Annotated in this window: 11 protein-coding genes; 1 reads left to right on the forward strand and 10 read right to left on the reverse strand. The window is 69.8% G+C overall.

Annotation, left to right across the window (positions count from 1 at the left end):
- Positions 1 to 229: 229 nt before the first annotated feature.
- Positions 230 to 949, forward strand: coding sequence for an urea ABC transporter ATP-binding subunit UrtE (gene urtE, locus QWJ38_RS20750; RefSeq protein ID WP_290361045.1), 720 nt, complete (start codon positions 230 to 232; stop codon positions 947 to 949).
- Between the two features lie 210 nt (positions 950 to 1159).
- On the opposite strand, the gene QWJ38_RS20755 is transcribed toward urtE, so the two are convergent.
- From QWJ38_RS20755 to QWJ38_RS20800, 10 genes are all read right to left on the reverse strand, one after another.
- Positions 1160 to 2902, reverse strand: coding sequence for a methyl-accepting chemotaxis protein (locus QWJ38_RS20755; RefSeq protein ID WP_290361046.1), 1743 nt, complete (start codon positions 2900 to 2902; stop codon positions 1160 to 1162).
- Between the two features lie 110 nt (positions 2903 to 3012).
- The gene (locus QWJ38_RS20760) at positions 3013 to 3852 is read right to left on the reverse strand and encodes an urease accessory protein UreD (protein WP_290361047.1); all 840 of its coding nucleotides are present in this window, start codon (positions 3850 to 3852) and stop codon (positions 3013 to 3015) included.
- A gap of 29 nt (positions 3853 to 3881) precedes the next feature.
- Entirely contained in the window at positions 3882 to 4424 is a 543-nt protein-coding gene (locus tag QWJ38_RS20765; RefSeq protein ID WP_290361048.1) for a YcnI family copper-binding membrane protein, read from the reverse strand.
- 10 nt (positions 4425 to 4434) lie between these two features.
- Positions 4435 to 6825: a TonB-dependent receptor gene (locus tag QWJ38_RS20770; protein WP_290361049.1), complete on the reverse strand. Its 2391-nt coding sequence runs from the start codon at positions 6823 to 6825 to the stop codon at positions 4435 to 4437.
- An 81-nt stretch (positions 6826 to 6906) separates the two neighbouring features.
- A complete protein-coding gene (locus QWJ38_RS20775) occupies positions 6907 to 7299 on the reverse strand; it encodes a DUF2946 domain-containing protein (protein WP_290361050.1) in 393 nt (130 codons plus the stop codon).
- A gap of 35 nt (positions 7300 to 7334) precedes the next feature.
- Positions 7335 to 8333 (reverse strand): porin, encoded by a 999-nt coding sequence (locus tag QWJ38_RS20780; protein WP_290361051.1) that lies wholly within the window; start codon positions 8331 to 8333, stop codon positions 7335 to 7337.
- A 32-nt stretch (positions 8334 to 8365) separates the two neighbouring features.
- Positions 8366 to 9154 (reverse strand): ABC transporter permease, encoded by a 789-nt coding sequence (locus QWJ38_RS20785; protein ID WP_290361052.1) that lies wholly within the window; start codon positions 9152 to 9154, stop codon positions 8366 to 8368.
- Positions 9151 to 9981 carry an ABC transporter ATP-binding protein gene (locus QWJ38_RS20790; RefSeq protein WP_290361053.1) on the reverse strand — a complete coding sequence of 277 codons (831 nt, stop codon included), beginning with the start codon at positions 9979 to 9981 and terminating at the stop codon, positions 9151 to 9153. Before QWJ38_RS20790 ends, QWJ38_RS20785 begins: the two co-directional genes overlap by 4 nt.
- Positions 9978 to 11048, reverse strand: coding sequence for an ABC transporter substrate-binding protein (locus QWJ38_RS20795; RefSeq protein ID WP_290361054.1), 1071 nt, complete (start codon positions 11046 to 11048; stop codon positions 9978 to 9980). The genes QWJ38_RS20790 and QWJ38_RS20795 overlap by 4 nt, the downstream gene beginning before the upstream one ends.
- A gap of 207 nt (positions 11049 to 11255) precedes the next feature.
- Positions 11256 to 12203: a PEP-CTERM sorting domain-containing protein gene (locus QWJ38_RS20800; protein WP_290361055.1), complete on the reverse strand. Its 948-nt coding sequence runs from the start codon at positions 12201 to 12203 to the stop codon at positions 11256 to 11258.
- Positions 12204 to 12232: the final 29 nt, after the last annotated feature.

Genomic DNA, 12232 nt, shown 5'->3' on the forward strand with positions numbered 1-12232 from the left:
TCGCTAGGCACGAACAGTCCCCCGGACTGTTCGTGTCCGAGCTCGCTCCCCCGGCCCTTGCTTTGGCGCGGAAGCGGGGTGGTCGTTGGGCCGATGGCAGTCGGTGTCCGTCCGACGTAGGTAAAGGAGGAGGCCCGCAGGGCCGGGGGACACGAAGTCGGATGGATACCGGCTGGCATCGGCATGCCCCGCTCATCGCGGAAGAAGCAGGACACCAGAGGCAAGCGCGATGCTGAAAGCCACCGACCTCCACCAGTACTACGGCGGCTCCCACATCCTGCGCGGCGTGGGCTTCGAAGCGCGCGAGGGTGAGATCACGGTGATCCTCGGGCGCAACGGCGTCGGCAAGACGACGCTGCTGAAGAGCCTGATGGGCGTGGTGCCCATCAGAAGCGGAGAGCTGCTGCTGGACGGGCAGAACATCGCGCGCGACACGCCCTATCAGCGCGTGCGCCGCGGCATCGGCTATGTACCGCAGGGGCGCGAGATCTTCGGTCGGCTGACGGTCGAGGAGAACCTGCGCATGGGCCTGGCCTACAAGCGCGCCGGCAGCCGCATCCCGCCGCAGCTGTTCGAGCTGTTCCCGGTGCTCAAGCAGATGCTGCATCGCCGCGGCGGCGATCTCTCCGGCGGCCAGCAGCAGCAACTGGCGATTGCGCGCGCGCTGGCGGCGGGGCCGCGGCTCTTGATCCTCGACGAGCCGACCGAGGGCATCCAGCCCAGCATCATCAAGGACATCGGCCGCGTGCTGCGCCAGCTGGCCGACCAGGGCCTGGAACTCGAGCCGGGTCAGCGCCAGCGCATGGCCATCGTGCTGGTCGAGCAGTACTACGACTTTGCCGAGGAGCTGGCCGACCAGTACCTGGTGATGGAGCGCGGCCAGGTCATCGCGCGCGGCCGTGGCAGCGAGATGCAGGCCCAGGGCGTGCGCGCGCTGGTTTCGGTCTAGCGCGCCCAGCCGATGGAGAACCCCTAGAAGCAAGAAAGCCCCGGCACGAGGCCGGGGCTTGGGGAGCGCGGGACACCGCCCTGGACATCGCTGCGGCAATCGCTAGCAATGTGGGGCCGCGGTGTGGAAAGGCGAGCGCGGATCGCGCGGGCCGGGCATGCCTGGCGGCATGCAGCCCTGGCGCGGAATTTGAGGGTGAGCGCCGGACGCTTAGAACGAGGTCCAGTCGCCGTCCGTCTCCGCCTTCGCGGCCGTCGCGGCCAGCGCCGGGGCCGGAGCCGGTTTCGGCGTGGCCGGCTTGACGAGCGGAGCGGGCCTGGCGCTTGCGGCCTTGGCGGCCAGCGGCCGGGCCGCCGGCGTGGGGCGCGGAGCGGGCGCCGCGACCGGCTTGCGGATCGCGTTGCTGCCGTTCGTCGCCTGCGCGGCGTTCAGCTTGAAGCTGGCGACCGCCTGCAGCAGCGCCTGGGCCTGCGTCTTCAGGCTCTCGCTTGCGGCGGCGCTTTCCTCGACCAGGGCGGCGTTCTGCTGGGTGGCCTGGTCCAGCTGCGTGACCGCCTCGCCGACCTGGCCGATGCCCGAGCTCTGCTCGCGGCTGGCGCTGCTGATCTCGCCGACCAGATCGGCCAGCTTCTGCACCGAGTTGACGATGTCCTGGATGGTCTGGCCGGCGCGGTCCACCAGCTGGGTGCCGCTCTGCACGCGCTCGACCGAGTCGTTGATCAGGCTCTTGATTTCCTTGGCGGCCTCGGCGCTGCGCTGCGCCAGGCTGCGCACCTCGCCGGCCACGACGGCGAAGCCGCGGCCCTGTTCGCCGGCGCGGGCGGCCTCGACCGCCGCGTTCAGGGCCAGGATATTGGTTTGGAAGGCGATGCCGTCGATCACCGAGATGATGTCGGCGATGCGCTTGGAGCTGTCCTCGATGCCGCGCATCGTCGTCACCACCTCGCCGACGACCTGGCCGCCGTCGCGGGCGACCTGGCTGGCGCTCTGCGCCAGCTGGTTCGCCTGGGCGGCGTTGTCGGCGTTCTGACGCACGGTGGCGTTCAGCTGCTCCATCGTCGCCGAGGTCTCTTCCAGCGAGGCGGCCTGGTCCTCGGTGCGGGCCGACAGATCGGCATTGCCCTGGGCGATCTGGGCGCTGGCGGTGGCGACCGAGTCGGCGCCGCTGCGCACGCCGCCGACGGTGGCGATCAGGCTTTGCTGCATGCGCTGCATTGCTTCGAGCAGGCGGGCCGTCTCGTCCTTGCCGCTGAACTCGATCGCCTGGCTCAGATCGCCGTCGGCGACGCGGTCGGCGGCCTGCACGGCGCGCTCCAGCGGCGTGGTGATCGCGCGGATCAGCGCCACCGCCATCGCGGCGGCCACGCCGGCCGCGGCCAGCGCGACCACCAGCAGCAGCGTCGTCGCGCGGCCGTAGGTCTGCTCGGCACGCTCGGCCGACGCCTGGGCACCCTTGTTGTTCAGTTCGACGATCTCGCCGATGGTCTTGTTCGATTCCAGATAGGCCTGACGCGCTTCGCCGCCCTGGATCTTGCGGGCCTCGTCCTGCTGGCCGCCCTTGTTCAGCGCGACGGCCTTCCGCGCCAGATCCTGGTAGCGGCCGAAGCTGTCCTTGAACCGCTCGTAGAGCTTGCGCTCCTCGTCGCTGTTGATCAGCTTCGCGTACTGCTCGCTGTCCGTCTTGAACAAGGCCGAGGCATCGCTCATGTTCTTGTCGGCCGTCGCCATCTGCTCGGGCGTCGTCGCGGCCATCTGTTGCAGCAGGCTGATCCGGTAGTCGGCGATGTCGGTGTCCATCGCGCCGGCGTAGCGCACGGCCGGCAGCCAGTTGCCGCTGATCTCGCGTGATTCGCCCTGCACGATCTGCAGGCGCGTGTAAGAGAACAGCGCCAACAGCAGCAGCAGGCCGGTCAGCAGCGCGAAAGCGCCCTTCAGCTTGTTGGCGATGCTCATGTTCTTGATCAATCCCACGTCAGATTCCCCTCGATGACGGGTGGAATCATCGGCGGAATGGCCGGGCTTCGATCGGCCGAAGAGGGCGGCCGAAGCGGTGTTTCTCCGGCTCAGGTGCGCCAGATCCGCGGCGGGCAGGCCGGCAGGCCCCAGGCGAGGCGGCGCCAGTCGGCCCAGACCTTGAGCAGCAGGGCGAAGGCCGGCTCGACCCGCTCGGCCAGCAGGCGCAGCACGACGACACCGTCCTCGGGCGCCGTCGCGCCGGCGCTGGCGGCCAGCAGCGGATCGGCGGCGCAGTGCGCGCGCGCCGCCTCCAGCAGCGCCTCGCGCCGCGCGGCGCTCAGCGGCCGGCCGGCGGCGAACCAGGCGGTCGCCAGCAGCCGGCGGCCGGCCAGGCCCAGCGGCGAGTCGAGCAGGGCCGCGTCGGCCTCGGCATCGAGCCGGCCCCGCTCAAGCCAGCGGCCGGGCAGTTCCAGATGCTGCAGATAGCGGCCGCGGCGGAAGGGCAGGCCGGCGCCGGGCAGGCCCAGCGCGACCAGGTCCCAGCCCATCATCTCGGCGCCCGGCGCGAGCTCGAAGCGCATGCGGTTCTCGGCCAGCGCCGCGTCGTAGACCAGGGTCTCCAGCGGCAGCCATTCGAGCCGCGCGCCATCGGCCAGCCGGGCCCGCAGGCTTTGCGTCGCCGTCGCGCCGGCGCTGCGGTAGAAGCGGGTGGCGCTGGGCGTGGTGATCAGCGCATGGCTGCCGGCGGCCAGGCTGGCCTCGATCTCGAGCCGGTCGCCGCCGACGATGCCGCCGGGCGGGTGGACCAGAACATGGTGGCAGACCCCGGGCCCCTCCGGATAAAGCCGCTGCAGCACGCGCAGCGGGCCCTCGTGCCGATCAAGCGCGATCGTGCGGCCCTCATCGTCCGGCCGGTAGTCCAGCGTCAAGCGTCCCATCCATCCCATGGGAGGAGCTTAGCAAGAGCCGTGCGCGCTCAGTGGGCGTGGCCGGCCTCGGCCGTCCTGGCCGTGACGTTCAAGCGGGCCGCCGGCGCCTTCAGGCCCTTGCTGCTCGCGCCGGCGGCCGGAATCTCCGCCCAGTCCGTCTCGCCCTGGGCGCAGACCTGGCGCAGCTTGAACCAGAGCTCGCCGGGCTGCTCGGGCAGCGTGCCGCGCAGCTGGAACTCGTCGTACCAGGCGTCCTGCAGCTGATCGGCCTCACTATTTGCCGTCCATGTGACCTCGGCCAGGTCCTGCTCGATCCGGCGGCCGTGGCTCTCATAGGGCTGGGCCAGCGGGGCCATGCGCAGGCTCAGGGTCCAGCCCGGCTTGGGCACCGGCTTGGCGCCACGGAAGCCCTCCGGCAGGCGGACCGTGATATGCCGCGTCGCCGAGCCCTCGCAGCCGTGGCCGACCTTGAACACCGCCTTGTAGGCGCTGCCCGCCTCGGCCGAAGGCTGCTCCAGCACGATATGCGCCCGGGCGCTGCCGGCCAGCACCAGCAGGGCGGCGATCAGGGATGGTTTCTTGTGCTTCATCGTCTGCCTTTCAGAGATCGAACTTCAGCTCGGCGCTGTAGCTGCGCTGCGGATAGGGGTGGAAGTTCCAGTAGTGGTAGTCGTTCAGGTTGTCGATGCCGAAGGCGGCGCTCCAGTGCCGGTCCAGCCTCCACAGCAGGCGCAGATCGGCGCTGGCGAACTTGCTGACCCCCATGTACGCAAAGCCGTTGACGTCGGCATTGTTCAGGGTCCGGTACTGGCGGCCGCTGAAGCGGCCGGCCAGGCTGGCGCTCCACTGGGCGTTGAAGCGGTAGGCGGCGAGGGCGGTGGCGCGCCAGCGCGGGATGTTCGGCTGCCACTTGCCCAGGGTGTCGCCCGGCGTCGTCACGAAGCCGCTATTGGCCTTGATGATGGAGTCGGCGTAGCTCAGGCTGGCGGACAGATCCAGCCCCGACAGCAGCGCGTCGACCATGGAGGCCGTCGCCTCGGCGCCGCGCGTGGCGATGTGATCGATGTTCTGCACCCGGCTGATATTGCGGTTGGCGGCCGGGTCCAGGATCGTCTGCGAATACAGCGAGTCGTGCGTGTCCTCCGCGAACAGGGTCAGCCGCACCTGCAGTGCGCCGAAGAAGGCCTGCTCCGCCGTCAGCTCGGCGGTCCAGGACTTCTCGGGCCGCAGATTCGGGTCGTTGATGTACTGCGAGTTCGTCGTCGATGTCGCCCCATAGAGCTCGGCCACCGTCGGCATGCGCAGCGCGCGGCCTGTTGCGAGCTTCAGCAGCGTGTCGGGCCGCAGCTGCCAGGACAGCGCCGCCTTGGGCGACCAGTCGGTCTCGCTGCGTGCCGGGTAATCCTGTCCGCTGCCGGCGGAGAAGTCGGTGCGGCCCTGATCGGCCCGCCAATGCTCGGCGCGCAGGCCCAGCACGGCCTTCCAGTCCTCGGCGATCAGCCAGGCGTCCTGCGCATAGGCGCTTTGCAGCCGGGTCTTGCCGCGCACCTGGCTGGACAGCGCGCCGGGCCCATCGAGCAGGTAGTTGCCGGGAATCTGGGACGCCAGGTAACTGAGCAGATAGCTGTCCTGCTGCAGGCCCAGCTCGATCACATGGCGGCCGGCCGCCGCGGCCGGGCGCCAGACGGCCTTGGCGGCCAGCGAGTTCCAGCCGCTGCCGCTGCCATCGGCCAGGGTGCCGGCGCCGCCGCTCAGCGCGCCCGGCTGCGGATTGGCGGCGGCGTTCTGGCGCTTGTCGTCGCGCTGGTAGTCGTAGAGGCTGGCGGCCAGCTCCCAGTCCCATTCTCCCTGGGTGCGGCTCTTCAGCGAGAGGCCGTGCATCAGGTGCTGCAGCTGCTCGCGCGTCAGCGCGAAATCGCCGCCGCTGAGCGCCTGCGCGCCGCTGAACTGGATGCCGTCGATATTGATCGTCCCGGCGTAGACCGGCTGGCCCTTCGCATCGCGCAGCCAGCTCTGCGAATCGCCCCGCGCCTCGTTGCGCCAGACGCCCAGCAGATAGCTGGCGCGCAGCGTCGGGTCCAGGTCGTAGGCCAGCTTCAGCTTCAGATGGTCCTGGCGGGTCTGGTACTGGGTGCCGGCGCCGAGCAGGAACCAGGGCTGGTTCGCGCTGTTCGGCTGCAGCAGGGCGCCGCTGACCGGTGTGCCGGCGCTGCCGGGCGTGCCATTGGCCAGCAGGCGGTTGGCGAAGGTGAGCGGCTGGCCCTCGCTGTCGGTCCGGCTGAGGTTCAGCCACCAGGACAGCGCGCCGGCGCGGTCGCCGATGGCGGCGCTGGCCTGCCAGGCGCGGTAATGCTCGCGCCGGCCGTAGAGCTCGAAGTCCTGGCTGCTGTAGCCCAGCTTGGCATGGGCCTCGAAGCGGCTCGGCATGCGGGTCTGGTAGTCCACGACGGCGCCGACCGAATTGCCCGGGTAGGCGGCCGAGAAGGGGCCGTACATCACGTCCACCCGCTCGATCTCCTCCGGCGTCACCAGGCCCCAGCGCGGCGGAAAGGACAGGCCACCGACGCCGTTGCCCAGGTAGTTGGACAGCAGCACGCCGTCGGCATAGACGGCCGAGCGCGCGCTATTGCCGGTGCCGGAGGCGCGGCTGGACAGGATGGCGTGGTTGTAGTCGCCGATATAGCGCTTGCGCACCAGCAGGCTGGGGAAGTACTTCAGCGCATCCTCGGCATCGCTGGCGTTGACCGTGCGGGCGATCTCCTCGCGCGTGATGCTCTCGCGCGTGGTCGGGATATTGCTGGGCAGCGAGCTCGGCGCCTGGCCCAGCACCTGGACCAGGCCCAGCTTCTTGGCCGCCGGCGCGGGGACGGCCTCGGCCATGTCCGCCGCCTCGTCGCCGCAATCGTCGCAGGCCCGGGCGGCCGGGCTCAGCAGCATGCAGGCCAGGGCCGCGCCGCCGAGCGCGGACGGAAAATTCTTCTTGTCGTACATCGAAGGTCCGAATGAGTAGCAGCGGAGCCCCGGCTGGAGAAAGCGGGGCCGCGAGGGCGCCGCGGAGGGCGCCGCAGAGACTCAGACGGACAGCGGAGGCGCGCGCGCCGGCGCCTTGCGCCATGCATGGGGCGTGCCGTTGGCGCTGTAGAAGCGCTCGGGCATCGCGAACCCGAGATCGAGCCGCAGCGCCAAGGCCTGCGCCGCCGGGGGCGGCAGCGCCAGATCGCTCGCGTGCAGATGGCACATCGCGCAATGGCCCATGGTCAGCAGGTCCAAGCTCGAGGGCTGGGCCGGCGCCTGCTTGGCGGCACCGCGCGGCGTGGCCGAGCTGCTGCAGATCTCCTGCCAGGCCAGCGCATCACCGCGCGCATGGCTCAGCGCCGCGCTGATCGAGGGCGCGAGCGCGCCCAGCAGCAGGATCGCGATGGCGAACCAGGCTTGCAGGCGGTGATGGGCGCGGCGATGGAACATGGGGCGGCATTCTAGCCGCCGCCCCCGGGCCGGGCTCAGAAGCGGTGGCGCAGGCCCAGCGAGTAGCTGGCGCCGTCGGACTGGCCGTCCAGCTGGTCGCTCATGCCCACCAGATAGAGATCGGTGCGCTTGGACAGCCAGTAGTCGTAGCCGATGCTGAAGGTCTTGCGATCCGGGCCGGCCGAGGCCGAGATCTGGCCGTACTGGGCCAGGATCTTGCCGGCGCCGACATTGATGGTCGCGCCGAGGCCGAAGATCTTGTAGTCGCGGTGGATGCTCTTGTTGTCGACCTCGCCGTACTGGCCGAAGAGCTTGGCAGCGCCGAAGTCGTAGCTGCCGTTGAGCTGCCAGGTCTCGGTATTGTCCAGCGGCGATGTCGTGCTCGGGTCCTTGTAGGCATGCTGCCAGACCAGGGCCGAGGCGAAGGCGCCGCTGTTGTAGCCGGCATTGACGCCGTAGTTCTTGCCACCCGCGCCCTCGCCGGCGGCGATGATGGCGCCGGCGCTGAAGCCGGACCAGGTCGGGGTCAGGTATTGCACCGAATCGCTCCAGCCGCTGTCACCGGTGACGGTGCCGCTGGTGAAGTAGTGGCGGATGCTGGGCGAGTAGCCGAAGGAGTCTCCGAAGGCATTGAACAGCAGGGTCGAGACGAACAGCGGCGTCGTGTTGCGGCCGGCGCGCACGGTGCCGAGATCCTTGCTGCTCAGGCCGACGAAGGCATTGCGGGCCCAGAAGGCGTCGCCGTTGAAGCGGCCGGAGGCGCCGCTGTCCATGCGCATGAAGCTGTCCAGCGTGAAGAAGGCGCTGAGTCCGTTGCCCAGGTCTTCGGTGCCGGACAGGCCGAAATAGCTGGTGCTCATCTTGCCGCTCTCGGCGCCGATGATGGCCTCGCCGCCGACATTCTTGGTCGAGCCCACGCTCATGTCCATCAGGCCGTACAACGTCACCTTGGACTGCGCGCTGGCGGCGCCGGCGGCGAGCGCCAGCAGGGCGGCGGTGGCGATACGGGTGCTTGCGGTCTTCGTCTTGCTCATCATCATCACTCCTCGGTTTGGATGGTCTCGATTCAATGCGCTTCCTGTCCGCGATGCGCCCAGCCGGTCAGGCGGCGCTCCAGCACGGCGAACAACTCGTACATCAGCATGGCCATCGCGCCGACGACGACCAGGCCGGCGAAGGCCAGGCCCATCTGCATCGAGGCGCCGGCCGAGATCAGCAAATAGCCGATGCCCTCGTTGGCGGCCGTCATCTCGGACACCGTCGTGCCGACGAAGGCCAGCGTGATCGCGACCTTCAGCGCGGCGAAGAAATAGGGCAGCGAACGCGGCAGGCCGATCTTCATGAGCACGTCCCAGCGGCGCGCGCCCAGCACGCGCAAGACGTCCTCGAGCTCGGGCTCCAGGGTCGCCAGGCCGGTGGCGATATTGACCATGATGGGGAAGAAGCTGATCAGGAAGGCGGTCAGCACCGCCGGCCCGACGCCGATGCCGAACCAGACGACCAGGATGGGCACGAAGGCCGCCTTGGGCAGGGCGTTGAAGCCGGTCATCAGCGGGTACATGGCCTTGTAGGCCAGCGGCGAGCTGCCCATCAGAAAGCCCAGGAGCACGCCGACGACGATTGAGATGCCGAAGCCCAGCACGGTGACCCAGAAGGTGCGCCAGGCATGGCCGAGGATCACCGTGTGGAACTCGACCAGGGCCTCGGCGATCCGCGAGGGGCTGGGGAAGATGAAGTCCGAGACCTGCAGCGCGCTGCACAGGACCTGCCAGAGCAGCAGGATCGCCAGCAGCAGAAGCCAGGGCGCCCAGATTTGGAATACGGGGCGGAACAGTTTCTGCTGACGCGCCTTCATGGGGCCAGCTCCGCGGCGCTCTTACCGACATGACGCAGCGCACCGATATGGCCGCGCAACTCATGGACGATCTCGGTGAAGGCCGGCGTGTAGGTCAGCTCCAGCTCGCGCGGCCGCGGCAGCTCGATCGCGCGCCGGTGGACGATGCGGCCGGGGCTGCGGCTCATCACATAGACGGTGTCGGCCAGGAACACGCTCTCGCGCAGATCATGGGTGACCAGGATCACATTGAAGCCGCGCGCCGCCTGCAGGTCGCGCAGCGCGCACCACAGCTCCTCGCGGGTGAAGGCGTCCAGCGCGCCGAAGGGCTCGTCGAGCAGCAGCAGCTGCGGCTCGTGGATCAGCGCGCGGCAGATGCTGGCGCGCTGCTGCATGCCGCCGGACAGCTGCCAGGGGAACTTGTCCTCGTAGCCCGAGAGGCCGACGCTGGCCAGCAGCGCGCGGGCGCGCTCGGTGTACTCGGCCTTCTTCTCGCGCAGCAGCGAGCGGTGCGGCTCGACGATCTCCAGCGGCAGCATCACGTTCTGCAGGGTCGTGCGCCAGGGCAGCAGCGAGGCGGCCTGGAAGGCCATGCCGCTGATCTTCAGCGGCCCGTCCACCGCCAGCCCGTCGACCTGGATCTCGCCGCGGCTGGGCTTTCTCAGGCCGGTGGCCAGCTTCATGAAGGTCGACTTGCCGCAGCCGGAAGGCCCGACGATGGCGGCGAACTCGCCGCGCGCCAGCTGCAGCGAGATGTCCTCGACGGCGAACTTGCCGGCCGCCCACAACTCGTCGTTATAGGCCAGCCAGACGCGGTTGAACTGGACGAAGGGCCCGTTGTCGCTCATGGCTTGGGCAGCACGTCGAGCTCGGCCTTGCTGGGCAGGAAGCCGCCGTTCCAGACCGCCTCGGGCTGCACCCGCGTCTTCGTTCCATAGGCGTCCGAGATCTGGCTGGCCATCAGGGCCAGGCGCGGCGTGCTGACCTGGCCGAAGCCCTCGGCGCGCGCGTCGGGGCTGGCGATCACCGCATCGATCGCCAGGCGCAGGCGCCGCTTCTCCAGCGCCTCGTTGATGATGCCGTCGCGCTGCTTGACGAAGGCGATCGCCGCATCGGGCTGGGCCATCACCTCCTTGGCGCCCTTGGCGAAGGCAAGCAGGAAGGCCTTGACGACTTCCGGATGTTCCTTGATCAGCTTGGGGCTGGCGATGATCGCGTTGCCGTAATGCTTCACGCCGTTGTCGGCATAGGGAAAGATCGTCACGTCGGCGGCCTTGACGCCACGCGCTTCGAGATTGAGCAGCGAGGTGAAGGAGAAGCCGGTGATCGCGTCGACGTCGCCGCGCATCAGCATGGTCTCGCGCAGCGGTGGGTCCATGCTGATCCAGTTGACGGCGCCGAGCTTGTTGGCCTTGGCGAAGATCGGGAAGCCGCGCCGGCCGGCATCGAAGACCGGTGCGCCGAGCTTCTTGCCCGACAGATCGGCCACCTTGGCGATGCCGCTCTTCTTCAGCGTCAGCACCGCCGCCGGCGTGTTGTTGTAGACCATCATCACGGCCACCGGCTTATTCGGCGCATCCGGGTTGTTGGCATGGAACTCCATCAGCGCGGCCAGGTCGGCGAAGCCGAGCTCGTAGGAGCCCGAGGCGACACGGGTGACCGCGCCGCCGGAGCCGTTGCCGGCATCCAGCGTCACGTCCAGCTTCGCGTCCTTGAAATAGCCCTTGGCGATGGGCAGGAGAAACAGGGCCGAGGGGCCCTCGAAGCGCCAGTCGAGCTGGAACTTGATCGGCGTCGGCGCCGTCTGCGCCCGGGCCGGAGCGGCCAGCAGGGCGAGGCCGGACAGGGCGAGCAGGCCCAGATTCTTGAGCAGCCAGGGGCGGCGTGCGGCTTGGTTCTCTTTGGCTTGCGGCATCGTGTCTTCCGGGGCGTGGGGCGGTGGATCTCCGCGCGGACTGTGGCCGTCCGCGCTCGCAGCAAAAATGCAAGCTCCGTGCCACCGGCGCCGGGCCTTGGCAAGCCACCGCCGGGCCGGCGGGCGTCGCGGCGGTGCATGGGCACCGGCTTGGGGTTGCGGCGCGGGGCAGGGCGCCCCAGCTTGGGTCGCGCGGGCGGCGAGCGATCAGCCGCGGCGGCGGCGCCGGGCGGCCAGCAGCAGGCCCGCGCCGGCCAGCCACAGCGCGGCCGTGCCGGGCTCGGGCACCGCTGCGCTGAAGCCGGTGTAGCTGTAACCGGCGGCCGAGGCGTAGTCGCCGCTGATGCCCAGCCAGCCGGAGTTCAGCGAGGAAACCGAGGCGGTGTTGCTGTCCTCGGCCTCGGCCTGGGCCAGGTTGGCGATACCGAACTCCTTGCCGCTGATGCTGGCCGCGGGCACGGCGATGCTGATCGTGAATACCGAGGGAACCTCGTCGAAGTCCTGGTAGCTGCCCTGGCCGGGGCCGTCCCAGAAACGCTTGGTGAAGGCCGAGGCGCCGCGGCCTTCGGGCACCAGGTTCGAGGCGCCGCTCGGGTTGTCCCAGGCCGAGAAACCGAAGAAGGTTTCGATCGTGTCGGGGTCGGTCCGCAGCCACAGCGAGAACTCGTAGCGCGCGAAGGTGTCCTCCCCTTGGCTGGCGTTCAGCCCGAGGTTGACGCGGATATTGAAGCTGAGCGTGCCGTTGGCGAACAGGGTGTCGCGGACCTGGACGACCGACAGGCCCTGAGCGTTGTAGAGCTCGGGCGGATTGGACCAGCCGCGCGCGGCCACGCCCAGATGGCCGAGGCTCATGTCGGCGCTGGCCGCGGCGGTGGCGCCGGGCGTCAGCGCCTGGCCGCAGACGATGGGCGGGCAGCCGTCCAGCAATCCCGGCTCGACGCTGCCGCCGGCGCCGCTGGGCGCGGCGAACATATAGCCGGAGGCCTTCTTCACCGCGTCGTCGAAGACGACCTGGTCGCTGGCCGAATGGTCCGCCTCGGCGGCGACCGAGACGCGGATCTCGGCCCGGGCCGCCGCCGGCGCGGCCGCCAGCAGCGCGGCGGCGGCCCATGCGGCGATGCTCGGGCGGCGAAGCAGTCGTTGGATCGCTTGCATGGCGGACTCCTGCCTGTGGACAAGACCAG

This window comes from Roseateles violae (genome assembly GCF_030410485.1).
Lineage (GTDB): Bacteria > Pseudomonadota > Gammaproteobacteria > Burkholderiales > Burkholderiaceae_C > Roseateles_D > Roseateles_D violae.